Source organism: Nonomuraea sp. NPDC050547 (assembly GCF_044457345.1).
GTDB lineage: Bacteria > Actinomycetota > Actinomycetes > Streptosporangiales > Streptosporangiaceae > Nonomuraea.
The window spans coordinates 1-25728 of the sequence record NZ_JBITGW010000028.1 but is presented as its reverse complement, the minus strand read 5'-3'; the positions used below and the strand labels follow the sequence as shown (position 1 = coordinate 25728).

At 69.7% G+C, this 25728-nt stretch carries 27 protein-coding genes and 1 pseudogene; 4 read left to right on the top strand and 24 right to left on the bottom strand.

Annotated elements, in window-relative coordinates; genetic code table 11:
- Window positions 1–12: 12 nt before the first annotated feature.
- The 12 genes from ACIBHY_RS49140 to ACIBHY_RS49085 all read right to left on the bottom strand — a co-directional run bounded on the left by ACIBHY_RS49140 (window position 13) and on the right by ACIBHY_RS49085 (window position 13231).
- A complete protein-coding gene (locus ACIBHY_RS49140; protein WP_397249074.1) occupies window positions 13–1329 on the bottom strand; it encodes a hypothetical protein in 1317 nt (438 codons plus the stop codon).
- The gene (locus tag ACIBHY_RS49135) at window positions 1326–2669 is read right to left on the bottom strand and encodes a hypothetical protein (protein WP_397310405.1); all 1344 of its coding nucleotides are present in this window, start codon (window positions 2667–2669) and stop codon (window positions 1326–1328) included. Before ACIBHY_RS49135 ends, ACIBHY_RS49140 begins: the two co-directional genes overlap by 4 nt.
- Complete coding sequence (locus ACIBHY_RS49130; RefSeq protein ID WP_397310404.1) at window positions 2662–3933, bottom strand: MFS transporter; 1272 nt, start codon at window positions 3931–3933, stop codon at window positions 2662–2664. The genes ACIBHY_RS49135 and ACIBHY_RS49130 overlap by 8 nt, the downstream gene beginning before the upstream one ends.
- Before the next feature lie 9 nt (window positions 3934–3942).
- The gene (locus ACIBHY_RS49125) at window positions 3943–5019 is read right to left on the bottom strand and encodes an N-acetylneuraminate synthase family protein (protein ID WP_397310403.1); all 1077 of its coding nucleotides are present in this window, start codon (window positions 5017–5019) and stop codon (window positions 3943–3945) included.
- A gap of 355 nt (window positions 5020–5374) precedes the next feature.
- On the bottom strand, window positions 5375–5737 hold the full coding sequence (locus ACIBHY_RS49120; protein WP_397249082.1) for a nuclear transport factor 2 family protein: 363 nt from the start codon (window positions 5735–5737) through the stop codon (window positions 5375–5377).
- A gap of 103 nt (window positions 5738–5840) precedes the next feature.
- A complete protein-coding gene (locus ACIBHY_RS49115; RefSeq protein WP_397249084.1) occupies window positions 5841–6170 on the bottom strand; it encodes a putative quinol monooxygenase in 330 nt (109 codons plus the stop codon).
- Between the two features lie 55 nt (window positions 6171–6225).
- The gene (locus ACIBHY_RS49110; protein ID WP_397310402.1) at window positions 6226–7134 is read right to left on the bottom strand and encodes an alpha/beta hydrolase; all 909 of its coding nucleotides are present in this window, start codon (window positions 7132–7134) and stop codon (window positions 6226–6228) included.
- 127 nt (window positions 7135–7261) lie between these two features.
- Window positions 7262–8842 (bottom strand): MFS transporter, encoded by a 1581-nt coding sequence (locus tag ACIBHY_RS49105; protein WP_397310401.1) that lies wholly within the window; start codon window positions 8840–8842, stop codon window positions 7262–7264.
- 520 nt (window positions 8843–9362) lie between these two features.
- Complete coding sequence (locus ACIBHY_RS49100) at window positions 9363–9776, bottom strand: fasciclin domain-containing protein (protein WP_397249090.1); 414 nt, start codon at window positions 9774–9776, stop codon at window positions 9363–9365.
- Window positions 9777–10290: 514 nt separating this feature from the next.
- The gene (locus ACIBHY_RS49095) at window positions 10291–12012 is read right to left on the bottom strand and encodes a hypothetical protein (RefSeq protein WP_397310400.1); all 1722 of its coding nucleotides are present in this window, start codon (window positions 12010–12012) and stop codon (window positions 10291–10293) included.
- Window positions 12009–12611: a DUF4255 domain-containing protein gene (locus ACIBHY_RS49090; RefSeq protein WP_397310399.1), complete on the bottom strand. Its 603-nt coding sequence runs from the start codon at window positions 12609–12611 to the stop codon at window positions 12009–12011. Before ACIBHY_RS49090 ends, ACIBHY_RS49095 begins: the two co-directional genes overlap by 4 nt.
- Window positions 12608–13231: a LuxR C-terminal-related transcriptional regulator gene (locus ACIBHY_RS49085; protein ID WP_397249096.1), complete on the bottom strand. Its 624-nt coding sequence runs from the start codon at window positions 13229–13231 to the stop codon at window positions 12608–12610. The genes ACIBHY_RS49090 and ACIBHY_RS49085 overlap by 4 nt, the downstream gene beginning before the upstream one ends.
- A 250-nt stretch (window positions 13232–13481) precedes the next feature.
- On the opposite strand from ACIBHY_RS49085, the gene ACIBHY_RS49080 reads away from it, so the two are divergent.
- Window positions 13482–13859, top strand: a complete 378-nt coding sequence (locus ACIBHY_RS49080; protein WP_397249098.1) for a hypothetical protein — start codon at window positions 13482–13484, stop codon at window positions 13857–13859.
- A 16-nt stretch (window positions 13860–13875) separates the two neighbouring features.
- Window positions 13876–14142 carry a hypothetical protein gene (locus ACIBHY_RS49075; RefSeq protein WP_397249100.1) on the top strand — a complete coding sequence of 89 codons (267 nt, stop codon included), beginning with the start codon at window positions 13876–13878 and terminating at the stop codon, window positions 14140–14142.
- Window positions 14143–14191: 49 nt separating this feature from the next.
- On the opposite strand, the gene ACIBHY_RS49070 is transcribed toward ACIBHY_RS49075, so the two are convergent.
- The 12 genes from ACIBHY_RS49070 to ACIBHY_RS49015 all read right to left on the bottom strand — a co-directional run bounded on the left by ACIBHY_RS49070 (window position 14192) and on the right by ACIBHY_RS49015 (window position 24566).
- Complete coding sequence (locus tag ACIBHY_RS49070; RefSeq protein ID WP_397249102.1) at window positions 14192–14728, bottom strand: phage tail protein I; 537 nt, start codon at window positions 14726–14728, stop codon at window positions 14192–14194.
- A 3-nt stretch (window positions 14729–14731) separates the two neighbouring features.
- Window positions 14732–16675 (bottom strand): putative baseplate assembly protein, encoded by a 1944-nt coding sequence (locus ACIBHY_RS49065; protein WP_397310398.1) that lies wholly within the window; start codon window positions 16673–16675, stop codon window positions 14732–14734.
- The gene (locus tag ACIBHY_RS49060) at window positions 16672–17085 is read right to left on the bottom strand and encodes a GPW/gp25 family protein (RefSeq protein WP_397249106.1); all 414 of its coding nucleotides are present in this window, start codon (window positions 17083–17085) and stop codon (window positions 16672–16674) included. The genes ACIBHY_RS49065 and ACIBHY_RS49060 overlap by 4 nt, the downstream gene beginning before the upstream one ends.
- On the bottom strand, window positions 17082–17366 hold the full coding sequence (locus tag ACIBHY_RS49055) for a PAAR domain-containing protein (RefSeq protein WP_379610807.1): 285 nt from the start codon (window positions 17364–17366) through the stop codon (window positions 17082–17084). Before ACIBHY_RS49055 ends, ACIBHY_RS49060 begins: the two co-directional genes overlap by 4 nt.
- Window positions 17366–19006 carry a VgrG-related protein gene (locus tag ACIBHY_RS49050; protein WP_397310397.1) on the bottom strand — a complete coding sequence of 547 codons (1641 nt, stop codon included), beginning with the start codon at window positions 19004–19006 and terminating at the stop codon, window positions 17366–17368. The genes ACIBHY_RS49055 and ACIBHY_RS49050 overlap by 1 nt, the downstream gene beginning before the upstream one ends.
- Entirely contained in the window at window positions 18996–19751 is a 756-nt protein-coding gene (locus tag ACIBHY_RS49045; protein WP_397249110.1) for a LysM peptidoglycan-binding domain-containing protein, read from the bottom strand. The genes ACIBHY_RS49050 and ACIBHY_RS49045 overlap by 11 nt, the downstream gene beginning before the upstream one ends.
- A 2-nt stretch (window positions 19752–19753) precedes the next feature.
- Window positions 19754–20191, bottom strand: a complete 438-nt coding sequence (locus ACIBHY_RS49040; RefSeq protein ID WP_397249112.1) for a phage tail protein — start codon at window positions 20189–20191, stop codon at window positions 19754–19756.
- 10 nt (window positions 20192–20201) lie between these two features.
- Entirely contained in the window at window positions 20202–20552 is a 351-nt protein-coding gene (locus ACIBHY_RS49035; protein WP_397249114.1) for a hypothetical protein, read from the bottom strand.
- A gap of 1448 nt (window positions 20553–22000) precedes the next feature.
- The gene (locus ACIBHY_RS49030) at window positions 22001–22165 is read right to left on the bottom strand and encodes a DUF6760 family protein (RefSeq protein WP_397249116.1); all 165 of its coding nucleotides are present in this window, start codon (window positions 22163–22165) and stop codon (window positions 22001–22003) included.
- Window positions 22162–22593, bottom strand: a complete 432-nt coding sequence (locus ACIBHY_RS49025; protein WP_397249119.1) for a hypothetical protein — start codon at window positions 22591–22593, stop codon at window positions 22162–22164. The genes ACIBHY_RS49030 and ACIBHY_RS49025 overlap by 4 nt, the downstream gene beginning before the upstream one ends.
- Entirely contained in the window at window positions 22590–23033 is a 444-nt protein-coding gene (locus tag ACIBHY_RS49020; RefSeq protein WP_397249121.1) for a phage tail protein, read from the bottom strand. Before ACIBHY_RS49020 ends, ACIBHY_RS49025 begins: the two co-directional genes overlap by 4 nt.
- A gap of 15 nt (window positions 23034–23048) precedes the next feature.
- On the bottom strand, window positions 23049–24566 hold the full coding sequence (locus ACIBHY_RS49015) for a phage tail sheath family protein (protein ID WP_397310396.1): 1518 nt from the start codon (window positions 24564–24566) through the stop codon (window positions 23049–23051).
- Window positions 24567–24753: 187 nt separating this feature from the next.
- Between ACIBHY_RS49015 and ACIBHY_RS49010 the strand changes: the two genes are divergently transcribed.
- Complete coding sequence (locus ACIBHY_RS49010; RefSeq protein WP_397310395.1) at window positions 24754–25305, top strand: hypothetical protein; 552 nt, start codon at window positions 24754–24756, stop codon at window positions 25303–25305.
- Between the two features lie 241 nt (window positions 25306–25546).
- Window positions 25547–25728 (top strand): annotated as a pseudogene (locus ACIBHY_RS49005) (hypothetical protein); the annotation flags it as partial.

Here is a 25728-nt window from a genome sequence, read left to right as displayed (position 1 = left end):
AGGGGACACCTTTCAGTAGAGGAAGATGCCGGTGGTCCTGGTCGCCGGGGTGACGCCCATGCCGATGATCGGCGCCTCCGCGTGCGGCAGCGCCCTGATGTGCGAGCCCGCGTAGCCGTCCGGGGTGAGGAAGGCGTCCCAGGCCGCCGCCCACAGCTCCAGTTCGCCGGTGTCGGGGTTGACCACCGGTTCTGGGCGGGGCCGTACCCGGCGCTGGACCACCGCGCCGGTGGCGACCCCCTGCTCGACGGCGGCGCGCCAGGCGCCGGCGGGCACGTCCCAGCCCGCGACGATGCCGCTGCCGCCGAAGTCGGCCCACGGCTTGATGATCAGGTCGTCCTGCTGGTCCAGGCACTGCTCCGGTAGCTCGCCGGGCACCAGGCGCCTGGTCCAGGGGAGCACCCGGTCCACCAGCTCCAGTTCCTCGGCGGTCAGGGTCGCGCGGCAGCGGGCATCGGACAGCAGCGCCAGGCAGCCCTTGTTGTTGTAGATCTCGCTGGCCAGCGTCGTGAACAGGACCGCCGCGCCGTCGGCGTGCGCCCGCAGCACCGGCTCCACTGCCCGCTCGCCACCGGACGCCGCCATGATCTCGCCGATGTTGAAGTAGCGCAGCACCAGATCCACCCGACGCCCGCCCACGGTCAGGGCGGAGCCGTCGTAGGCCGTCTGGCTCAGCTCGCCCAGCACCACCTCGATGCCGAGCCCGGTCAGCGCCTCGGTGAACGACTCGACCAGGTTCAGGTACGTCCCCAGCTCTCCGTCCGCCTCCACGAAGCCGACGACCGGATCGCGCGAGCCGGTGACCGGGGCCGCCGCGGCGCGCAGGGCCGCGGCCACGCGCTCGCCGGTGTGCACGAAGTCCAGCGCGTGCTCGACGGCGAACGAACGGAACGCCGGCACCTCCAGGAGCGCCGCGGAGATCTGGGCCCGGTCGGCGCCGCCGAGGGCGCTGCCGAAGTTGAACTCCAGCAGGCGGAAGGAGTCTCCGTCGTGGTAGAGGTCGGCTCTGCCGTACAGGGTGGGGCGTTCCGGGAATTTGGCCAGCAAGGCCGAGCTGCGCGCGTCGAAGCCGAGCGCGGCGCAGAAGGCGGCCACGTCGCCGGCGTGCAGCCGCTCGGGCAGCGAGACCAGCACGTCGAACAGCCGCGTCAGGTCGGCGGCGAAGCCCAGGATGCGCTCGCGCTCCATGAAGAACGGACGCGGCAGCAGCCGGTGCGCGCAGGAGGCGGCGAACTTCTCCGTCAGCCGGATGTCGCTCATCGCCTTGGCCAGTTCGCTGCGGCCCGCCTCGCAGCGCTCGATGTAGATCTCGGTCACGTGGTCGGTCATAACGCTGCTCCTTCGACCAGGAAGACCCCCGTGGACGGTCCTGCTCCCAGCCCCCTGACGATGCTGGCGCCCTCGGGCATCGCCCTGGCGTAGCAGCCGGAATAGCGCCCGCCGGGCATGACGAACGGCCCCAGCACGCCCACCCAGCGCGACACCTGGTTCGTCTCCGGATCCATGACCTCGAACGGCTTCGGGCGTACGCGGCGCTGGACGATGGCGCCGGTGGTCCTGCCGTCGTCGAGCGCCTCGTGCCAGTCGCGTTCGCCGCTCTCCCAGCCGACCACGATGCCGGTGCTGCTGAAATTCGCGCGCGGCTTGAGTATCAGCTCGTCGCGGTGCTCGCGGCAGTAGTCCACGAGGTCGACCTGCTCGCCCTCGATCACCGAGTGGGACGTGCTGAGCGTGCGGGTCAGCGGCAGCACCCGGTCGACCAGCGCGATCTCCTCGGCGGTGAACGCCGCGCGCCACCGCTCGTCGGAGAGCATCGCCAGGCAGCCCTTGCTGTGGTAGAGCGCGCTGTCCAGCGTCGCCCACAGCACCACCCGGCCCTCCTCGTGGAGGCGCTCGACACGTTCGACCGCCTCCATCGGGGCCTCGCCGGAGACGATCTCGTTCTCGGTGTAGTACCGGAGCACGAGGTCGATCCGGCGACCGCGCAGCCACAGGCGGCCGTCGCGCTCGGTGACCTGGCCGATCTCGCCGAGCAGCATCTCGATGCCCTGCCCCGCCATCGCCTCGCGCAGCGACTCCACCATCGGCAGGTACACCTCCAGCCCGCCGTCGCACTCCAGGAACGCCACCACGGGGTCGGCGCCGCCGGTGATCGGGGCCGCCGCCTTACGCCACTCCTCGGCCAGCCGCCGGGCCGCGTTCACGTAGGACAGGCCGTGGCGCTCGGCGAAGTCACGGAACGCCGGTACGCGCATCAAGCCCGCCTCGACCGCCGATCGGTCGATGCCGCCCAGGGAGCTGCCGACGTTGAACTCCAGTGCCTTGTAGGAGTCGCCGTCGTGGTAGACGTCGGCCCTGCCGTACAGCAGAGGGGTGGCGCGGTAGCGGCGCAGGACGGCGTGCTTGGCCGGCTCCAGGCCCAGTTCCTTCAGGTAGGCGTCGAAGTCGCCATCGAACAGCCGCGCGGGCAGCTGGAAGACCAGCTCGTAGAGAGCGTGCAGGTCGGCGGCGAGCGCGCGGGTGGGCTCGGCGTCCACGAACAGCGGGCGCGGCAGCGTGAGGTCGCCGCCGTGGGCGGCGAGGAAGGCCGGGCCGAACGGCGCCGCCTCCTTCGCCTCCAGAAGTGCCCGGTTGCCCGCGGACACCTCACCCAGGTAGCGCTCAGTCATCGGAGCGAACATCTGAACCTTCCTCTTCCGACGGAAGCTCGCGCATCCACCGCAGCGGCGAGAAGTAGACCGGCAGCCAGGCCACCGTCAGGCCGATGACCGACACCCACAGCGCGGCGCGCACCCCGGCGAACTGGCCGACCAGGCCGGCGACACCCGCGCCGAGAGCCAGGGAGCCGGTCATGAGGAAGCGCATGGTGGCGTTCATCCGGCCCAGCAGCCGGTCGGGGGTGATGCGCTGGCGGAAACTGACCAGGACCACGTTGTTCATGCCGATCCTCAAGGTGACCGCGAGCCAGCACACGTAGGTGACCCACTGCCAGACCCCCCGCTGGACCAGCGGCACCAGCAGGCACAGAGGCGCGCCGGCCAGCCCGGCCAGCCACAGCGACGGACCGTAGCCGATGCGGTCGGCCACCCGCCTGGCCATCGACGAGCCGATCAGGATGCCCACGCCGCCGAAGGTGAAGAAGATGCCGATGTCGCCGGCGTTCAGGTGGAGCAGGCGGGTGAACACCAGCGGGATCGAGATGATGCCCACCATGAGGAACAGGTTGGTGACCGCGCCCTGCAGCGCGATCGGCCGCAGGAGCCGATGGCGCAGCACGAAGGAGACGCCCTCGCCGACCTCGCGCGCCAGGTGCCGGTCCGCCCGGCGTTCCGGCTCCGGCTCCTTGACCCGGATGCCGAACAGGCACAGCGCCGACCACAGATAGGTCGTCGCGGTGACCGCGATCGCGATGGGCGCGGCGGCCACCTGGACCAGGAAGCCGCCCAGGCTCGGTCCCGCCACGGTCGCGCCGGCGTCCCAGGACTGCAGGTAGGAGTTGGCCTGGACCAGGCGTTCCCTGCCGACGGCCGTCGGCAGGTAGCTCAGGCTGGCCACGTCGAAGAAGACCCGCCCCACCCCGGTGAGCAGCGCCACCGCGAACAACTGCCAGATCGTCAGGACGCCCATCAGCCAGGCGACGGGGATCGAGGCCATGAGCAGGGCGCGGCCCAGGTCGGCGACGACCATCACCCAGCGCCGCCGGGTCCGATCCAGCCACGCGCCCGCCGGAAGCCCGATCAGCAGGAACGCCATCGTGTCCAGCACGCCGATCACCGCGACCTGGCCGGGGGAGGCGTTCAGCGCCGAGATGGCGACCAGCGGCAGCGCGACGAAGGCGATCTCGACGCCGACCAGGCTGGCCGCCGCGGCCATGAACACCCGCCGGAAGGCCTGGTGCGAGAAGAGGGAAGGGACTTTTTCTGTCGTGGCCATTCCGTGGACCTATCCGTTGGCGGTGGGTGGGCCGGCGGCGAGCAGCTCCATCGCGAATGCCTCGTCCTCGCGCACCGCAACCGCCACGCGCCTGCCCAGAAGCTGGTCCATCTGGTACGGCTTGAGCCCGTCGCCGGGAGATTTGCAGGCGACGTCGCACTCGGTCAGCAGATGCCCCGCCGGCAGGTCGTGGGCGGCGACCAGCTTCTTGCCCAGCTTGCGCACCGCCGCCAGCTCCCGCGCGGAGCAGGACTTCTCCGGGGAGCCCAGCATCTGCCGCGTCGTGTCCAGCGCGGCGGTCAGCGTGCCGAGCTGCGGCGGGGTCAGCGAGAAGTGGTGGTCGCTGCCGGGGCGGCTCTGGTCGAGCGTGAAGTGCTTCTCGATGACCCGCGCGCCCAGTGTGAAGGCGACCAGGCTCGCCTCGACGCCCAGGTCGTGGCCGGAGAAGCCGACCACGACGTCCGGGTAGTCCTCGCGGTAGCGGGTGATCACCGACAGGTTCAGGTCCGCTGGACCGGCGGGGTAGACGGCCGTGCACTGCAGCAGGGCCAGGTTCGGGTTGACCGGAAGGACGGTGTCGACGGCTCGCCGTACCTCGTCTTGGGTGCCGCCGCCCGTGCTGACGATCAGTGGTTTGCCGGTCTTGGCCGCGTAGCCGAGCAGCGGGGTGTTGGTGAGGTCGGCGGAGGCGATTTTGATGGCCGGAGGGTCGAACTCCATCAGGAAGTCGACGCTCGGGAAGTCGAAAGCGGTGGAGAAGAAGTCGATCCCCGCTTCCTTGGCCACCTGCGCGAGGTGCGTGTACTCCGTCCTGCCGAATTCCAGGGCCTCGCGGTGTTCTCCGTAGGTGGGGCCGAAGCTGTTGCGCCCTTCGTAGGGCTGCGCGTACATCGCCTTGGTGAACAGTGTCCTGTTGTCGCGCTTCTGCAGCTTGGCGGCGCTCGCGCCCTTGACGGCGGCGCTCAGTACGAGTCGCTCCGCCTTTTCGAGGTCGCCTTCGTGATTGTGCCCGATCTCCGCGATGACGTAAGCGCCGGAGCGGTCCGAGATCACCCCGCCGGCTAATGCAAATTCCCGCGAACTCATCTTACCCCTTTTGAGGGAGTTCATTTCTAATTTGCTTTGTCCCGCGACTTTCATAATGAGAATGCGGGCGCCAGGGTCAAGAGATACATGACGGCTCATCGCACTGTCAACAGAGGCCATTCTCGCGCGCTCGGCCTTAAAAGCCGGATAGGGATGACCCTTTAAGCGGGCGGCGGTGACGTGCGGAGGGCCGGCATCGGTCCTGTGGCACGGCGACCACCGGTGTTGCCCAAGACAGGATCGCCGTGCCCGATCGGTAAGACCATTGCCGGGCCCTGGGTTTTCGCGGCTTTAAAGCGGCGCTTCAACCAGGGGGACAGAATCTTTCACTGTTCTGCGACGGGGTTATACGGCGTTAGCCGGAATAGACCGGCGCCAGGTCGACGAAGATGCGGTAGTCCGCGATCAGGCCGTCGTCGCGGGTGTGCCAGATCGACACGGCCGCGACGCTGACGTACGTGCCGTCGAGCCGCCGGTAGGTCACCTCGGTCTCGGCGACGGTGTCGCCGCCGGCCCGCCACGTTCTGACGATCTTGTGTGCGAGGCCGGCGATGGTGGCGTAGAAAGCCCGCAGCCCGTCGGTGACGGCCGCGTGCCCGACCATGGGCTCGGAGTTGCCGAACACCATCCTGACGTCGTCGGACAGTAATCGTACGAACTCTCCGGGTTCAAAGGTGTCGACCGCCTGGAAGACACGTCGTGCCTCATCATGGGACATGCCGATCTCTCCTCACCTGGCCATTGTCAAAATACTCACTACTGGCGTGTCGCTCGTGGTTTCTCGCGAGATATCCGCTGCCTTTCGCGGCGGTGCCACGGCCTCATGTGTGGTCTTCGCCGGTCAACGAGCGTACGTCGGCGATGTCGTACTCGGCCACCGATGCCGAGAGCATCGCCGCGCCCTGGTCGTCGCCGGGACCGCTGCCGCGAAAACCGTCGACGGCCGCCTGCGACTCCCAGCGCTCGAAGATGTTGACGCGGCCGGAGTCGAGCAGGTCCGCGGTGATGGCGAAGTCGAGGCATCCCGCCGCCCCGCGAGCCTGCCGAACGACGTCCACGCAATCCGCGAGGTAGGACTCGCGCTGCCGAGGTTCGACGATGATGTGCCCTGCGACGATGACCACGGGGTGCTCCAGTTCTCGCGTCTTCATCCTTGTCATCTAGGTAGACACCGTGGGCACGGAAAACTCATCGGCCGCGCCTTGTTCACGCCGCCGGGGCCGTTGACGGCAGGTAACGGCGGAGGAACGTGATCTGGTCGGCGGCGACCTGGTCGCGGATGGCGGGGTCGGTGTAGAAGCTGAAGTGGGTGCCCGGGTACTCACGCAGCTCGCCCTTGGGAGCGCTGTTCGCCAGCGCGCGGGTCGACTCGCCGGGGGTCTCCCGGTCGGTGGCGGCGATGCAGACGAGGAGCGGCTGGGTGAGGCGGGCGGCGTCCTCGGCCGGGCGGTAGCGCATCATGGGGATGAAGGCCCTGGGCGCGACGCTGTTGCGCCACATGGTCTGGCCGTCGCCGGTCAGGGTGCGGATGTGCTGATCGGCCTCAAGGGTGGTGGTGACGGCGAGTTCGCCGGGACGGCCCACCATCGGGATGTAGTACGGCCGGAGGCCCAGTTTGCCGCGGATGGTGTCCCAGAGGATGGCGGCCAGGACGCGGAGGGTCTGGCCGGTGCTGCGCCCTTCGACCCGCTTCGGGAAGCCGTTGTACGGGATCTGCGAGACCACGGCGACGATCGCGGGGTCGTCGGCGGCCACGGACACGACGTGCGCGCCGCCGAGCGAGTTGCCCCACAGCGCGATCTGGCGGGGGTCGACGCGTTCGTGGCCCCGGGCGAAGGCGACGGCGGCGCGCAGGTCGTCGTGCTGGCCCTTGATGGCGGCGAGTTGCCGTGGTTCGCCGCTGCTCTCGCCGAAGGTGCGGTAGTCGAAGACCAGTGCCGCGATGCCCTCGGCGGCGAAGCGCTCGGCGTAGCCGTACAGGCGGTCCATGGTGCCGCTGAAGCCGTGGCAGAGCACGACGCAGGGGAGTCGCCCGGAACGGCCGGTCGGCAGGTAGAGATACCCCGCGCAGGGGGTGCCGGACGACTGGAAGGACACTTTCGTGCGTTCATACATGGTGTGGTGACCCCTTCAGCGAGCTGACTTACGGTAAGTAGAGTACCCAAGAGTTTGACCTAGGGTAAGTACTGGTCTCCGGCCTTTGCTCGCGACCAGGCTCAAAGTCTCTACCGCTGTCTCAAAATTAGTTTTGAGATTTTGATTTCGAAACGGTTGGGTCGTCCTTTCGGCGTTTCGCCAGGAGCGCGCAGGACGCCGTGGCGGCGAGGAGGACGGCGGCGGTGGCCAGCAGGGTGGTGTGCATGGCGCTGGTGAAGCTCGTGGCGAAGGCCTCGTCGCCAAGGCGTTGGAAGAGGGCGGCTTCAGCGGGGCTGAGGCCGGCGGGTGGGCTGGGCGGGCTGGAGCGCCGGGCGCCGTCGCTGATGGCGGTCGTGAACGCGTCGCGCAGGTGCTCGGGCAGCCGGGCGGCCTGCCGTACGGCGTCATTCTGGAGTGTGGCGTTGAGACGGGCGGAGAGCAGGGCGCCCAGGACGGCCAGGCCCACGACGCTGCCGATCTGGCGGACGGTGTTCGCGACGCCGGAGGCGGCACCGGCCAGTCGCGGGCTCACGCCGTCCATCGTGACCTGTTGCAGAGGGGCGTACGTGGCGCCGTTGCCGAGGCCGATGATCATCAGGCCGGGGAGCACGCTCCAGGCGGTGCTGTGCGGGCCGGTGGTGACGGCCAGGACGATCAGCCCGAGGGCGAGCGTGGCCAGCCCGGCCATCAGGATGTACCTGCCGCCGAACCTGTCGGACAGCCGCCCGCTGCGGGCAGAGGTGAGAGCGGTCAGAACGGCGCCGGGCAGCAGGATCAGGCCGGTCTCCAGCGGGGTGTGGCCGCGGGCCGTCTGCAGGTAGAGGACCATGACGAGCGGGATGGCCATCATGCCGGCGTAGAAGAGGAAGCCGACCCCGTTGCCGACCGAGAAGCCCCGGGCGGCGAACAGGGCCATGGGAATGAACGGCTCGCTCTTCCCGCGGCTCTCCCACAGCACGAACAGGACCAGCAGCACGATGCCCGCGACGATGACGGGGGCGATGGGCCCCCAGCCGTAGCGCTCACCCTCGACCAGGCCGAAGACGATGCCGGTCAGCCCGCCGGTGGCCAGGGCCACACCGATCGGGTCGAGCCTGTGGCTGCCCCCGGAGCGCATCGGCGGGGCGTGGACCAGGGTCAGGATGATCGTGATCACGCCGATCGGTATGTTGATGAAGAAGATCCAGGACCAGCCGAGGTGGGCGAGGATGAAGCCGCCGACGATCGGCCCGGCGACCGGGGCCAGGCCCGCGACCGCCCCGAAGACGCCGAACGCGCGGCCGCGCAGCTCCGGCGGGAAGATCGTCAGGATCGTGGAGATGACCTGGGGGAACAGCAGCGCCGTACCCACGGCCTGCAGTACCCGCGCGGCCAGCAGCCAGCCTCCGCTGTCGGCCAGGCCGCACAGGGCCGAGGCCACGGTGAAGAGCGTGGTGCCGATCAGGAACAGCCGCCGGTAGCCGAAGATGTCCCCGAGCCGTCCGGTGGTGATCAGCAGCACCGTGAAGACCAGCAGGTAGGCGTCGAGCACCCACAGCATCTGGTGGTACGAGGCGCCGATGTCGCTGATGAGCGTGGGCACGGCGATGTTGACGATGGTTCCGTCCAGCAGCGCCATGAAGAATCCGGCGCAGAAGACGCCGAGGACCAGCCACGGTCGCCGCGTGGCCGAAGGGGTTTCTGTCATGCTGTCTGACCTCCATGAACACGGAAGTACCGGTCATGGCCACACGGTGCTCGCGCGGGAGGGACTGTTCGTCGCGGTGGCGGGCCCGGGGCTCGCGACCGGTCGTGGATCTCTGCTCGGCGGCGGGGAACGCCGCGAGGGGGAGAACGTGAAACCGGTCGCGCTAAGGGCGGGACACGGGTTCCCGCGCGCTCCGAAGGAAGGTCGTCGGCCCGTTCACGGCTCGCCAAACTGCCAGCACCATCGCAGAGATACTCTCTTCCAGGTGTGGAACGACTCCCACCTTTTCCGCGGCCGTCGGGGCCCGAAGAAGCTGGTTGGCGAGGCGTGAGCCCGCGGTGAGAAGTCTCGCGTGGAAAGCTAGCAAGAGCCAGTGCGCCTTGCAACAGGGCCGTGACCTTCGCACCCTGGAAGGCCGCTCAGCGAGCTCCCCTTGACCCGGCGGGGTGAGCACGGGGGAGGTTCTGGCTCGCCGGGTAGCCCTGGTGGGTGCGGGCCGGCCAGGGAAGACGGTCGTCACCTAGCTGGGCGGGTCCAGGACGGTGTCGATGAGGTAGACGGTCGCGTTGGCCGTCTTGATGTCCGGGCACGTCACCTCGGCCTCGCCGTTCAGCGTGATCGTGCCGTCGCTGGTCTGGGCGGTGATGGTGCCGGTCTGCCTCGTGGTGAGCTTGTCGTCGGCCAGGTCCGCCGGGGTCTTGCGGCCCTGGACCACGTGGTAGCCGAGGAGGCTGATGAGCGCCTCGCGGTCGCCCAGCCACGTGTCGAGCCGCCCCTCGGGGAGCTTGTCGAAGGCATCGTTCACCGGTGCGAAGACGGTGATGTCGCGAGAGGTGTCGAAGGTGGCGGCGTAGGACGCCTGGTTGATGGCCGAGACGAAGGTCGACAGTTCCGGAATGCCGGACATGGCGGCGACCACTTGCTGGTCGGCCATCCATTTGCGGCTACCGGGCCCGGTGGCCGGCAGGATGTCGCAGCCCGCGGGCGCCACGTGGGGCCGGCTGGTGCGGGGGCGGGGCCTGGGGCTCCATTCCGGGGGTGGGGACACCTTTTCCGGTGGGGGCGGGGACACCTTGCCTGGCGGAGGCGGAGGCGGAGGCGGAGGCGGAGGCGGAGGCGGAGGAGGAGGAGACTCTTCTCCCGGAGAGGACGGCCCATCCGGTCCCGGGTAGGGCTCGATCTTCGGCTCCTCGTTGGGCTCGGCCTCCGGGGTCGTGTCGGGTGCGGGGGAGGCGAGTACCGTCGAGGCGGCCGGTGGTGCGCCGGCCAAGGTCACACAAACGGCTGCAAAAACGGACGTGAGTCGCATCCTGTTATTCATGGCCTCATACCCCCTGAAAACAGTCGTCAGCAGGAGGCTGCCACCCGGGCGGTGGCGGCGGCCAGCGCACATCAGGCCGTCCCGAGGGCAGAGTTCACCGCCCTTCAGGACGCACGGACGCGCGGGGTCACTTCTTCGGGACGATCAGGTAGTCGAAGTCCGTGGGCAGAACGGTGATCCGATCGGAGAACCACTCCACCGTGAACTCGCCGTCGCCCTGACCGCCCACGCATACTCCCGACATGGCGACACCGGCCAGCCCCCGGTGCGCGGCGTCCGTGGTGAGCAGGATGATCCCGGAACCGTCCGCGAGAGGCGAACTGATGCGCACCGGGTCCCCGCTGCCGCTCACGGCGTCCGTCGAGCTCACCCCGGCCGATGCGGGGTCGCCGGAGTCGAGGACGATCCAGTTGAACCCGACGTCCACGGGCGCCGGCGACAGGTCGAGGGTGGCGACCGTGAAGGCGCCGTCGTTCTTGGCGTCCACCTTGAGACCCGTGATCGGCTGATCCGCAGGCCCGTTCAGCTCCACGGTCAGCAGGATCACCGAGTCGCTCGTGGCCGCGGCCGCCGGTACGTCCAGGCTGGTCTCCCCCTGCGGGAGCGACCCCGACCCCGCCTCGAACGGCATGCCGCCGATGGTCCCGCTGGACTGCTTCACGACGAGGTAGTCGAAGGCCATCCCCTCCACGCTCTCCCCGTCGATCGGCTGAACCGCGAAGGAGCCGCCGTCGCGGCCGGTCACGCCTAGGGACCCGGTGGGCAGTTCCGCGCGGGTGCGCGGCTGACCGAGATTGGCCGCCTTCTCGCCGATCTTGGACAGGTCGGAGGTCACGAAGATCTTCGCCTGGTCGGACAGCCCGTTCACCGCGACCGACGCGTACCCGTCGGTGAGGGTGCCGATTCCGGCGGAGTACGGCCCCTGGGCGGTGACCGCCGGCCTCTGCTCCGGCGCCGGCCGCAACGCGTTGATCACGACGATCGCGGCGACGGCGATGAGGACCAGTCCAAGGACCACGATGAGGGTCTTCAGCGCCCATGACGGGATCAGCGGCAGCACCACCCGGGTGCCGTCGACCCGGAACGACTTCTCGCCGTCGTCCAGGCTCGCCGTCACGGAGAAGGGGATCTCCGCCGGCTTCCCGGTGAAGGGCGGGCGCGCGGACACACGCAGCGGCACCACGGTACGGCCGGCGTCGATCAGCAGATTGGACACCGGCATCCGGAAGCTCAACGCCTCCTCTTCGTCGGTGGCGCGCAGCCGGGCCCGGTGGGCCAGGTTGCCGCGGCTGTCGAAGGTGATCGAGTGGCGGGTCGCCCACCGGCCCCGGGTGATCCCGGGAGTCAGGTCGACCCTGAGGTCGTCGAAGCCGCCGACGTCGCACGTGCCTTCCGCGGTCGCGTAGACGCCCCTGGTGACCAGGGAGCGGGCCAGCACGGTGAACTCGGCCGTGCCCGCGGCGACGGACGAGGACCGCGGCGGGTCGAACACGATCGTGGAGGTGGCCGTGTCCCCGGGCGGGATCACGAGCTCGTCGGGCTCGGCGGTCGCGAACGCCGCCGCGTCCCCCTTGACGCCGACGCTGACCCGCTCGACCCGGGTGCCCCTGTTGCGCACGGTCACGGTCGTCGACGCCTGCTCACCGGGCGTGACGGACACCGATCGTTCGGACAGCGCGGCGACGAGTTCCGCGTGCTGCTCGGGCGGGCGCGGCTCGGCGGGCTGCGGCAGGCGGTTGTCCTCCGGCCCGCCGCCGTGCTTGTCCCAGGCCAGGTACTCGCCGCACTGGACGCAGAACCTGGTGCGGTCCGGGTTGACGTCGCCACAGTTCGTGCACTTGATACTCATCCCGGTCCTTCGGTGCCGTGGCGTTCTTCCGCGTGTACTCCGAGCGGCTTGCGTACCGGTGGCGCGACGGGTCCGGGCGTCTCCGGCTTGATCGGAGCGCTGATCACGACATTGACGAACGGCCGCGCCCCCGCGACCGAGGCGGCCGCGAAAGCGCGGTCCTCCTGCGGCGGATGGGCGGCCACCAGCGCGACCGGGAGCCCGAGCTCGGCCAGCGAGCCCGTCAGGTGGTCGGCCGGGACGGTGTCGTGGGCGAGGAGCGCGCGCAGAATCGTGCCCAGGAGCCGGTGCTCCTCCTCCGGCTCCGGCGCGCGGACCGTCACCGCGTACGACAGGCTGACGTACCGGGGAGGGCGGTGCCTCGCGGTGACCGCGCCGTCGGCGTTGGTTTCGTTGATCATGCCCTGCCGTCGCTTGCCCAGGTCCTCGCGGATGTCGTAGAGGCGCAGGTGCACCGCGGGAGCCGCGCCCTCGGCCGATGGCTCCTGGCCGGGCGCGCTGAGGAGAACCTCGGTCTTGGAGCCGGACAGCGCTCCCCGGCGGATCAGCTCGCGCAGCGCGTCGTCGGCTTCGCCGATCACACCGTCCTGCCCGCTCACAGCAGCCCGTTGCGCAGGGCGTAGGCGACCGCGTGCGCGCGGTTGCGGAGGTGGAGCCTGGTGGTGATGTCGTGCAGGACGGTCTTCACCGTACGTTGCGAGTACGCCAACTCGGCGGCGACCTCCGCGGTGTCGTAGCCCTCGGCGATGAGGCGCAGCACCTGAACCTCGCGCTCGGCCAGGCCGGAGAAGTTCAGGCCGCGTGGGGTGAGCAGGTCGCCCTGAACCCGGCTGACCTGGGCGAGCAGCCTGCCGAGGAGATCGGGTGGCATGGTGCCCCCGCCAGTGGTGGCCGAGCGGATCACGGAGACGAGTCGCTCGGGGCTCGCCTCGGCCCGCCGTACGACGCCGGACACCCCGATCTCCACGATGGCGAGCAGCCCGGAGTCGTCCACGGTCCCGGCGACGACCACCAGCCGGAGGTCACCGTGGCAGCGCAGGGTGCGCAGGACGCCCAGCGTCTCCTGGCACACGGAGTCGGCGACCACGAGCGCGACGTGTGCGTTCTCCGGGCGTTCCGTCTCCAAGATCTCAACCTCGGGTCGCTGCCTGAGCTGGCTCAGCACCCCGGCACGGGAGATGGGGTCGTGGGCCCGCACGACCACCTGGATACGCTCCATCCGATCTCCATTCGGCGCCCGCTCGATCGGGCAAGGCGGATACCTACGAAAATCGCATATCCAGCATTCCGAAGATGCCCGCGTCGCTCTGGGCGTCGCCAGAGTTCGGCCAACAAACCTTTACCGCATGATCGTTCGGACGTCTTTGGCGCTTCGCGGGAGCGGATCTTATCGTCCCATCTGACGCACACGAATTCGACGGGGGCAGAAAATGGCGACACTGAGCGTCGGAACCACCATGAATGTGTCGGTGCGAGCCATCGCCGACACCACATCCTCCGGGCTGGGCAGCTCGTTCAATGTCAGCAACGGATTCCCCGTGTCGGGGAAGGCACTGGCCACGCCCGGTGTTCCGCTGACGGTTCAGATCTCCGCCGAGAACGACAGGGGCGACGGCAACACCTGCACGTTCGTCGTCTCCGATCCGGAGGGCAGCGGGCGGTTCGTCGGCGAGGCCTCGCTGACCTGGCAGGAGGGCGACAGCAGCGTCGGCTGGGTGGAGTTCAGCGGCTTCCCGACACGGGCCGACGGGGTCTCGCCCGTGGGCGACTGCGACTACGCCATTTCCCTGGTTCACGACACCGACTCAAGCGGCACGCGCGTCGGCATCCGCGTCTTCACCCTCTGACGGCAAGGAAAAGAACATGACAGAACCGGACCTGGAGACCCTCCCCGATCTGGAACTCCCTCAGCAACTTCCGGAAGCGGGAGCGGACGTCACCGAACTTCCGGTATTCGACGTCTGCGTGCGGTTCAACGGGCGTTCCTGGCGCTCGCTCAAGGTCGCCGCGCCTTCGCCGGAGGACGTCGCGGCAATCATGGACAACTTCGTGGCCAACATCAACGCCATATTGGTGCAGCGGCGCTATCCACCGGGAATGTGCACCTGGACGCATAACGCCTGCCCGTGACGTGGAAAGTGCCTCCTGAAACCTTCAGGAGGCACTTTTCCGTCAAAGGTCAGCCCGGCGGGTTGAGAATGGTGATGCGGACGCTGACGTGCGCGGGTACGCCCAGTTCGAGCACGTCCTGGAGCCATTGACGGTCGACCTCCGTCTCGTCGGGCAGGTGGATGGTGACCACGGCCTCGTCCGTACCGGGCAGGTAGCCGCCGTGCCGGGTGGACCAGCCGACGCCGCCCGAGTCGGTGACCCGCGCGTCGATGCCGGTGAGGGTTTTCACCAGCCTGGTCAACGCGTTCAGGGTGCCGCGCCCCCGGTGCAGCGACACGGCATCGGCCACGAGCGCGCGCCGCTGTTTTTCGGTCATCTGCCCGCCGAAGCCGATCGCGACCCAGCCCGCCAGCCACGGGAGCATGTCCGTGGGCGTGAGGGCGGGGTCGAGGTAACTGTCCAGGCAGTCCAGTGTGGTGAGGACGGGGGCGAGCACCTCGTCCAGCGCCTGCGTCAGCTTCTGGGCCTTGCCCACGGCGAAGATGGCCGGTAGCTGCTCGCCCATGGGGTGGGCACTCGCCAGGTGGCTGACCGCTTTGCGCATCGCTCAGTCCCCCACCCTGATCTGGTGGCGGTAGGAAAAGACGAGGGCGTCCGGTTCCAGGACGATGCGCTGGGTGGGCTCGCCGCGGTCCCCGGTGACCGGATCGGCCTCGAACAGCTGGATGTCCTCGACGAGTTCGACGCCCGGGACCCGCTGGAGCACCGCGTGCACGTCCCCCGACTGCACCATGCGGCCGAACGGCCAGCCGGTGCCGAACTGACCACCGATGATCGGGTTGAGGTAGGCGTCGAGGGCGGACACGGCCTGGGTGCGCACCGCCTCGCGTTCCGAGCCCGACCTGCCCTTCAACCTGGCCACGACGGTGACGCCCTGGTAATAGGGCGGCTCGACGAGCACGCGGGCACCCAGGCAGCGCCGTTCGTCCAGGTACAGCCCGATCTTTCGGACCAGTTCCTTGGAGGGCTGGAGGTGCTCGAAGCTCATCTTCGTCGCGTCCACTCGTGGTACCACCAGCACCCGGACCCCTTGATCGGCTTGATCCGACGCGGTCACGCACGTGATCCGCGCCGCTTCCGGTGCGGCCTCCCGCGCGAGTTCCTCGTAGTCCTCGGCGGTGACGGCGCGATCCCTGATGCGCAGTTGCAACGGGCCCCGGGCGGCGGCGTTGGCCACCGACTCACCGTCCACACCGCCGATGGCGGGCTTGCCGTTGATGACCGACTTCACGAACGGCACCGGCTCGCGCTGAACGATCAGCATCTTGCGCGCCACGTTGCCGCGGGACCCACCGCCGGTCAGGTAGTACGGCACCTGGATGAACGCGCCCTTCTCCGGCACGTCGCCGTACCGGCGAAGCGAGCCGTCCTTCTGCCGCACCGCGGGCCCGAAGACGATCTGGCCCGCCGCCCGGTCCACCATGATGTGCCGGTCGGCGGGTCCCGACGCGGCGAAGGAACTCACCTCGGTCCACTCCTGAGTGCCGTCACGCGCGTGCACCTGCACCACCATCCGCTCGTCGGCGAGGATGGGCGGGCGCTGGACGGTGAGCCGCTGCCCGGGAACTCCCTCCGCCACGCCGACGATCTCGTCCGCCACGACGTCGGCGTGGAAGGCCGCGACCGTACCGCCGATGGTCCTCGCGCTCACCGCCATGACGCGTGGTGAGGCGGTGTACGACGGCCGGCCGTCCCTCGCCTCCACCACCCGGCACCGGAGCCAGCCCGCCCGCTGCTCGCCCACCACGGAAGCCACGTGGCCGCCCGGGACGCACACGTTCACCACGCCGTCCTGGGTGAGCCCGCCCGTGGTGTCACCGGCCACCTCGCAGGACACCCAGTCCTTGGCCTTCCCGTCCCAGTACTGCCATTCGAGAGGGGGGTCGCGGGGATCGATTCCGGGCCCCGCGAGCGCGCACGCGAACGTGAGGCTGACCACACATCCGGGCACGGCGTTCGAGAGCCCGAAGTACACCGCGTCGCCCTGGCCGGGGGAGCGGGAGAAGCAGTCCACGCCCGTCCCCTCCGCGAGCGCGTCGCTCTGGTTCACCGGAGCCGATCCGACCGTTCCGGTGGAGAGGCGGGTGAGCGAGCACGGGACGATCAGCAGGTCGTCCTTCGTCGTGAAGACGATGGGCTCCTCCGCCTTCGCCACCTTGATCTCGGTCGCCACCTGGGTGCCCTTGGGGACCGTGACCGGCTGTTTCCTCGACGCCGACAGCATGAACGTGAGGTCGCACTCCGCCGGCGCCGGCGGAAACCGCCGTACGCCGATGAGGTCCAGATAGCGAAGGTAGTGCAGGTCGGTGACCCGGTTCAGGCGGTAGAGCAGTTGGTCGACCATGAACGCGAACGTCTCGATGAGCGTGATGCCCGGATCGGAGACGTTGTGGTCTGTCCAGTCCGGACAGCGCTCCTGGACCAGGCGTTTGGCCTCGTCCACGAGGTCCTGGAAATTCCGGTCGTCGAGATTGGGAGCTGGAAGCGTCATCGTGCTCCTTCGTGCGGCGGGATGACGTAAAAGGGAAAGACGAGGTTGCGCGGGTCGTTGTCGCCGCGGATCGTGTAGCGGATGTCGATGAGCAGGATCCCTTCGTCCGCGCGGCCGAAGCCCACCTGGACGTCGTGCAGGTCGACGCGGACTTCCCAGCGTTCGACCGCCCGCCGTACCTCATAGGAGATGAGTCCCGCCGTGCCCGCGTTGGCGGGCGCGAACACCAGGTCATGGATCGCGCAGCCGAATTCGGGGCGCATCGGCCGCTCGCCGGGGGAGGTGGCGAGGATGAGGCGGATGCTCTCCGCGACCTCCCGCTCCGCCGCGACGAGCGCGATCGATCCGGTGCGGTCCACCGCGATGGGAAAGGCCCAGCCCGACCCGATGAAGTCTCTGCTCATGGTCATCCGCCGATCGTCACCGTCGGGCAGCCGACGAGGATCATGGCGCCGCATCCGGCACGGTCGCCCACGCGTACGGCGGGCAGCCCGCCGATGAGCACGCTCACGCTGCCGGGCCCGACGATGGGCGTCGGCGGGTGCGGCGTGGTGGGGGAGGGGAACGAGCAGGCGTGCATCGCGGTGACCGTCGCCGCCGGCATGCCGCCGATGAGCACGGTCGGCACACCGGGCCCGGTGATGACGCCGGGATGATCCGTCGGGTCGCCCACCCGTGCCGCGAACCCCATCAGTTGATCCTCACCTGGGTGCCTCTGATCTCCACGTCGGCCAGGCCGCTCATGGTGACGCGGGCGCCCTTGAGTTCCAGTGGCCCGTTGCCCGCGTCGATGGCGACGCCGTTGGCCCCCTTGATCGCGACCATGCCGGTGAGCGCGTCCAGCCGTACGGTCAGCCGCTCGTCGCCCGAGGCGAGCAGGACTCCGCTGCCGTCGGTGACCGAGTCGACGAGCTCCAGGCGGTGGCCGGCCCGGGAGACCAGGGCGCGGACGTTCACCTCCCCGCTGACGGCGTCGATCATCGAGGTGGACAGGCCGGGGGGCGCGTCCTGGCCGTTGTAGAGCCCGCCGAGCACGTACGGATGGTCGAAGTCGCCGTTCTCGAAGCCGACCAGCACCTCGTCGCCGACCTCCGCGGGCAGCACCGCTCCGCGCTCGCTCCCCGCACCGGCCGTGATCACCCTGGCCCAGCCGCTCGTGTATCCGTCGGCCAGCCACGGCATGCTCAGCCGCAGCCTGCCCTGCCCCGCCGGGTCGTGCACGTCGCTCACGATCGCGGGCACCAGTCCCGTGCCGCCGGACGGCGCGGGGCCGGGAGGGAGTCCGGCCGACACGGTGAAGGCGGTGGTGTAGCCGGTGACCTCGGAGAACGCGTGCCGGGTCGTCGACAGCGTGTACTGCCCCTCGAAGGGCGCGCCCACGTTGGCCAGCGCCACCAGGGTGCCCGCCCGCAGCGCCGGATCGCCCCTGACCACACCCTCCAGCTCGGCCGCGCCGCTGCCCAGCTCCGCGGCCAGCGCGCCGGCCGCCGCCGTCACTTCGGCCTGTGTGCGGTACGTGCTGTCGCCGGCCATCAACGACGGCGCCCCGAACCGCCTGCCCAGCGCGACCGGGTCGGCGCCTGGCACCTGCGCCTCGGGGGCGCGCGGGGTGGCCACGGCGGCGACCTCCTGCTTGTTCTCGGAGTCCCAGCCCCGTACCTCGACCTCCGGCACCTGGCCGCCGGCCGTGACGGTGGCGCGGAGCGACAGCAGGGCGCCGCCCGCCGCCACGGTGACCGCCGGCGCCCCGGCGGGCGGTCCGGGCCGCCGGAACGAGAGCTTCCCGTCGGTGACGCGCACTCTGGCCCCGGTACGGCGGGCCAACCGGCACAGGAACTCCCAGTCGCTGATCCCGTCCTGGTTGATCTGCGTACCGGGGCGGCCGCCGACACCCGGCAGCGGGTCGATCTCTCCCGGTTTCAGGCCTGCCCGCTGGGCCACCTTGCGCACGATGTCCGCAACCATCATGTCCGGATATACGGCCACTCGTCGTCCGCGCATGAGCCGGTGTGCCTCATCCATCCCCCGGACCTCGGCGAAGGCCCCGTCCGCGGCCAGGTCGAGGGCCACCGAGGTGACCTCGCCGCTCATCAGGAGGCGGGGGCCGCCGGGATCGGAGGTCTGCACGCGCAGCCGTACCTTGGCGCCGATGGCGAAGCCGCCCTTGCTCAGCACCACGTTGGCGTCGTCACGGAAGCGCAGCACGAACACGTCGGGAAGATGCCCGCTGTCCTCGACATATCCCGACACGAGGCGCACCGCGACGTCCTCCGGCAGAGGACTGCCCTCGACGTCCACCACGAGGCCGCCGGTGAACAGCTCAGCGGCCACTGGTCAGCTCCTCGATCGTCGGGAGCAGCAGCCGCGTGCCGGGCCGCAGCCGCAACGGGTCGTCGATGTGATTGGCCTCGGCCACAGCCCGCCACAGGGCGGGATCGCCGTACGCGCGGTAGGCCACCGCCGCCAACGTCTCACCGGCGACCACCACGTGCACCTCGGCCGCGCCCAGCGCGCCCGAGGTCGGATTCTGCTTCGGCAGGACCCCGGCGACCTCCTCCATCGTCACCGAGCAGACCGCCCTGATCGGCAGGCCACCCGGCGTGAACAGGGTGAACCTCGCCGCCACGTCGCTCACGAACGCGGTGAACCCGTTCAGCAACCCCCACCGCAGCACCACCCACGGCGGGCACGACTGGGCGTTGGCCAGCGTCCTGTCCGTGGGGACCACGCAGGTGAACAGCTTCTCCACCGCCTTGACGACCTTGTCGTCCATGGTGTCGCTCGCGTCGAAGAACATCTCCAGCGTCAGCTTGCACGGCTCCGGGCCCTGGAACTGGGGCACGCCGCTCTTCCTGGTGTTGCGCTGAGGGCTGCGCCGCCACCGCGCGGCCTTGGTGAACGACAGCTCGCTCGGGTTGAACTGGAAGCCGATGGTGTCGTAGCGGGTGCCCGGCTTGCCGAAGCCGCCGCTCGGCGGATGAAGGAGCTCCAGATAGGCCCGTTCCAGGCTGGGCGGCGGGCCCTGGGCGGCGACCCCGGACGGCGCGGAAGCCTCGAACGCGACAGGCGTGGACATGATCAGCCTCCCCAGCCCGGTCCGAAGAACCCGTGATGGGCCAGCTCGACCGTCTCCATGGCGGGCCTGGGCGTCCCGGCGTCGAACCGCGGCCCCGTCCACTTGACCGGAACGACGTCACGCAGCCCCCAGCTCGTGATCAGCTCGCCCGCGAGCGTGCGCGCCTCGATCGTCGCCGTCCTGCGCGCCACACCGTGCACCGTACCCGCGAACCACCTGGTGACGTCCTTGCTGGCAGCGGTGACGGGCCGGGACAGCCGGACGTTGGAGAACCGCACCCGAGTCGGCAGCTGCCAGACATACCCGTTGTTGCCGCCCTCCTCGCGCTCCTCCATCTCCACCTCGCAGCCGAGCCCGTCGCAGCTGTCGAACGTTCCCAGATCATGGCCGTCGATCTTGAGCACGTAGCACACCGCGACCGCGATCTCCTCCTCCGCCATCTCCGCCCCCTCAGAACCGCGAGCCCATGGACAGCCCCCGCCGCTCCCGATCCAGCCGCGAATCGGCCCTCAACCTGCGGACGAGCAGCTCATAGACCGTCTCCACCAGCTCTTCCACCTTCACCGGCCCCTCCTCACCGCTCTCCACCCGCCCCGCCGACCGCTCCTGCCCGTCCCGCGTCCCCTGGGCTTGTGATGCGTCCCGTGTCCCGCCCACCCCGTCCCCCGGTTCCTCCGGTACGGCCCGCGACCCGCGTACCCCGTCGCCCCGTTCCTCCGGTACGGCCCGTGTCCCGTCCCAGGGCTCCCACTCGACTCGCGTCGCCTGAACGGCCCGCGCGTCCGCACTGGGCGCGTGCACGGCGGACGCCCCATTCGCCCGTACCCGTGCACCCTCCGGTGCCGGTCCGCCCGTTGATGCGCCGGGCGGTGTCGCGGCCGGTTCCCGGTATCCCGGCTCGTGCCTGGGGTGCCGGCCTTTCGGCGGCAGGTCCTCTGGCGGACATGGCGTCCTCCGCACGTCGCCGTCCGTCTCGGTGCCGCTTCCGCGCAGGATCCTGGGATCCGCGGAGAGGCCAGGTGCGAAGGAACCCAGTGCGGGCGGCGCCGATGGCGAACCGAGCGTGCCTGGGTCCCGACGCGTGGCGGAACCATGGTGCGTGCCGACGTCTTGGTGTGTGCCGGAACGCTGGTGCATGGGGGCGTCTTGGCGTGTGGCGGCGTGCTCGCCGGGGGGCTCGGGGGTGGTCCCTCGGGTCGGCGTTCGTCGCTCGCCGGTGGTGGTCGTGGCCTGCTCCGGGGTACGTGGGCTGGGCTGGGTGATGAGGGGTTCGCCCAGACCCAGCGGGCGAGACGGAGGGGCATGGCCTGCGGGTCGCGGCATGACTGCGGGCACATCGCCGCCCGGCGTGGTCGCTTCCTCTCCGGGTACGGCAGGCGCGCCGGGGATCGGCCCGGGGGCGTGGCGGGTGTTGGGTGCGGCGGGCGGACCGGGGGTGGGCTTGGAGGTGTTGCGGGGTTCCGCAGGTGTACCGGTGGCGGGCTTGGGGGTGTGCCGGCTGACGGAGCCGGGGGTGTGGTGCGGGGGAAGGGGCTCGTCTTCGGGGGTGACGGGCGGCATCGGCCGTACTAGATCAGCGGGTTGTGACGTGGCTTGCTCGGGCTGTGGCGTGATCGGCGGCGTGGGTTCAGGACGCGGACCCACGGTCGGCGCCGGGTGAGAGGTCGAGGGCCACGGCTCCACGGAAGGCGTCACAGGGGAGGGCGGCACATTCGCGGGCGGTTCGGGGGCGAGCCGGGGCGGGATGGGCGCGGGACTGCCGGGGAGCGCAGCGGGAGGCACATCGAGCTCGGGCGAGGCGGGCGACTGAGCGGATGGTGTCACGGGGGAGTGGGTGCCAGGTGCGGGGGCGGGGTGTGAGGCGAGCGCGGGCTCGTCGGGCGGCGGGGTGGAGTGTGAGCCGGGCGTGGGCTCGGTGGGTGTTGAAGCGGGGCGTGGGCTCGGCGTGGGGTCGGTGGGTGTTGGGGTGGGGGCGGGTGTGGGGGGCAGGGTGGTGCGACGAGTATGGGGCGGGATCGGGGTGGCCAGGTTGTGGACGAGGCCGGAGGGGGCTTCGGGGGATTGCTCGTGGGTGGGGAAGGTCAGGAAGGACGGGTTGCGCCAGGACGCCAGCGTCGCCGCGAAGCGGGCGGGGTCGAGCAGCACGGGGTGCGGGGGGATGGAAAGGGCGATGGGGGGCAAGGTCTGCCAGTCGGCGCAGGAGGCGGGCGCTGACGGCCGCGGGCGGCGGGAGACGCGCCAGGGCCATCTCATCGAGGGGTGCCCTGCGAGGTACGGACGTCCAGGGCGGCGATCTGGGCCACGAATCGTTCGCGGTCGGCGTGCTCCAGGTCCAGGATGTCGTCGAGCGGCCAGTGGAAGTGGTACGCGACGTAGGCGATCTCCCCGTAGAGACGGTCCGGCGCGTGGGTCACGATTCCCCCAGGCGGCTGCCCGAGAGGTCGACGGCGAATCCGTGCCCGCAGGCGGGGCAGCCCACGTCAGCGCGGGCGTGCCCCTCGCTGTTGACCCTGCGGTAGAGGTCCTGCAGGAAGGCGAGGTCGGCGGCGAAGAGGTTCTCGATGATCCCGGGGTGCACGTCGGCGATGCCGCCCAGGCGGGTGACCACCCGCCCGAGGAGCACGACCGTGAGGTAGGCGGCGTTCTCCCGTACCCGGTCGTCGCGCAGGGGGATGAGCTCGTCGCGGGCGGTGGCCAGGCGCATGACCCCGTCGCGGTGGAGGGTGCCGGAGGCGTCGAGGTATCCGCGTGGCAGCCGGAAGGGGAACTCGGTGCGCAGCGGAGCAGCTTCTCCGGCGGGCGGCGCGGGGTCGGCGACGGCCGTCGATCGCCACATGCTCACTCGACCTCCATCTGCTCGTACGTGATGACCAGGGTCTCGGTGAGCACGTTGGTGTCGCCCGCCTTCATGGCGCTGATCTCCAGGCTCTTCGGCCAGGCGTTGACCAGCTTGTAGCGCTTGATGGGGTTGTTCTCGTAGTCGTAGACGATGATGGCGCCGCCCTTTCTGGCGTTGGACATCCGGCCGAACTGCGCCTCTTTGGCCCATTTCTCGAAGCTGTTGTCGGCGGTCAGGCCGCGGACCAGCGTCACCTCGCCGGCTTTGACGCGGCCGGGCAGCTTCTTGACGATGTACTTGCCGTCGGCGGTGTTCTGGCGCAGCTCGATGACGTCCTGCTCCATCTTGAGCCCGGCCACCTCGCTGATCTGTTTGATGACGATGCCGTCCACCTCCAGGCCGAAGGAGTGGGCGACCGCGGTGTCGAGGTCGGGAAGTGCCATCTGCGATCTCCTGTGCTATTCGCTGACGAGGCTGGTGCCGCTCGCCATTTGGGCCAGCCTGAAGATGACGAACTCGGCCGGCTTCACCGGTGCGACACCGATCTCACAGACGACCATGCCTCTGCTGATGCTCTCTGCCGGATTGGTCTCACGATCGCACTTGACGTAGAAGGCCTCGTCCGGGGTGAGCCCGAACAGCGCGCCTTTGCGCCACTCCATGACGAGGAAGGCGGCGATGGTACGCCGGATCCTGGCCCACAGGGCGTCGTCGTTGGGTTCGAAGACCACCCACTGGGTGCCTTCCAGAATCGACTCCTGCAGGTAGTTGAACAGGCGCCGGACGTTCAGGTACTGCCATTGCTTCTCGCTGGCGTCGGCGAGGGTACGTGCTCCCCACACGCGGATCCCCCTGCCGGGCATGACCCGGATGCAGTTGACGCCGGTCGGGTTGATCAGGTTCTGCTCCCCGTGGGTGAGCTGCGACTCCAGCACGATCGCGCCATGGATCACCTCGTTGGCCGGCGCCTTGTGCACCCCGCGGGTCGCGTCGTTACGTGCCCAGACTCCGGCGATGTGTCCGCTCGGCGGGATGAGTCTCATCCCTCTCTGCGGCTCGAAGACCTTGATCCACGGGTGGTAGAGGGTGGCCCACATACTCTTCAGGCCGAGACCTTCATTCCACTTCTTCAGGTCGGCCGCGGTCAGCCCGGGTGGCGCGTCGAGGATCGCCATCCTGTCCTGCAAATTCGCGCAGTGCGCGACGAGTTGGCCCTGCACGCTCTTCACCTCGTCGGCGGTGATGGCGCCCTGCTCGAACGCGCCCATCAGGTCGGGTATCGCGATCATCGTCACCTCGTCGACCGCCGCGAGACCGCTGACGCCGCTGCGCTGCTCCTCGTTCCCCATGTACACATCCGGGGTCACCTTGGCGGGCAGCACCGGGGCCGGGGGCGGCGCCGTCAGCGTGACCGCCTGCGGCTCCAGCTTGGCCAGCTCCGCGCCCGCCTCTTCGACCTTGATCAGCTTCGACTGCCGGACGGCCGTCGCCAGCGTGCCCTTACCGGACTTGGGCGGGAACTCGAAGGTCTCCTCGACCTTGCCGTCACGCTTGACCTTGATCGCGAACCTTTCCTCCTGCGACTGCTCACCCTCGGCCTGGGGCAGCTCGGACACCTCGACGCTGATGTCCCCGCCGTCGCCCTCGGGCAGTTCCTTGGCCACGATGCGGAAGGAACCGAGCATCGCCTGTGGTGCGGGGGCCGGGGCGGCGCCGTCGCCGCCGATGCGGACCACGTAGCAGGCGCTGCCGCCGTTGAGGAAGAACCCGTAGACGGCGTGGGCGAGCAGGCCTCCCGCGAAGGACTCACCGAAGGAGGCCGTGTACTGGGTCCAGCTCGTCACCAGGGTCGGCTCGCTCGGTCCTTTGCTCGCGAAGCCGACGAACGCGGCGACAGCCGTACCCACGCCCTCGATCGGCCGGGAGCCGGAGTCGACTGTTTCGATGTAGACGCCCGGCGATTGATAATCAGGCATCGCTCCTCCTCGGCAATAGGGCTACGTCGAGTTCTCCCCACTGCGCAGCCCTGGTGGCAGCATCATCGGGCGGCCATCGAGGCGGAGACCGCCGGCCTGCCGGACCGGCCTTTCGGGCGTGCCCGGCGCGGGAGCCCTGGACGGCGCGATCCACAACATCTTCAAGAGTCCGCGCGTCTGAGTGACTATGAACTCATCTACCGAGCACATCGGCCGCCGCTTCGGAGCATGGGCGAGCGCCGCCGCCCTGACGATGGTCCTGGGCGGAGGCGTCGCCAACGCGGCCACCACGGATGGTGCGGCGGCGGACGCCGCCACCCGGGTCGACTGGGCGTCCGTGGTGGAGCCGGTGCTGAACTGTCCGAAGCCGCGGCCGAAACCCGCCTGGTACGTCGTGCGCGCCCGCGTCGCGGCCGTCGGCGACCTCACCCGTGACGGACGCCGCGAGACCGTCGTCGTGTCGTCGTGCCCGAGCCCGACGGCGAGCAACCCCTTGATCGCCTTTGTGTACGACGGAGTCTCCAAACCCTCGGCCCCCCGCCTGATCGGGCGGCTCGGCAAGAACCGTTCCTTCACGTCGATGAAGGTCTCGATCCGCGACGGGCTCGTGCACCTGCGCGGCAAGGTGGTCAGCGACCGGGCCCCCAGATGCTGTCCGGACCTGGTCGTCAGCCAGACCTACCGATGGGACGGCACGAAGTTCCGCAGAACGGCGGACAAGGCGACTCGCATCTCCTGAGCCCGCGACGACGGCGGCATCGGTGTCTTGCTCACCGGTGCCGCCATCGTCGTTCTCGGGGGTTCCGCCGTATGAGAACTTCCCGCAATACGGAAAATTTATATCGCTATGCGGAATATATGCGGGTTTCCGGCTGCGCGAAAGTCTTGACGTGGCATGTGAGCCGGGTCATACTCTCGCAAAGCGGAAACAAGTTTCCACATCATGGAAAACCCGCCACGTCGACCGCTGGAGTCCCCGCATGTCGGTGCAAGTCATCACGATCATCGTGCTCGCCGCAGTGTTCCTCGTCGCCACCGTCCTGCCCGTTCACATGGGCGCCCTGGCCTTCGTCGCCGCCTTCATGGTCGGCGCCTTCGTGCTCGGCGAAGGCAAGGACGACATCGTCGCGGGGTTTCCCGGCGACCTGTTCGTCATCCTCGT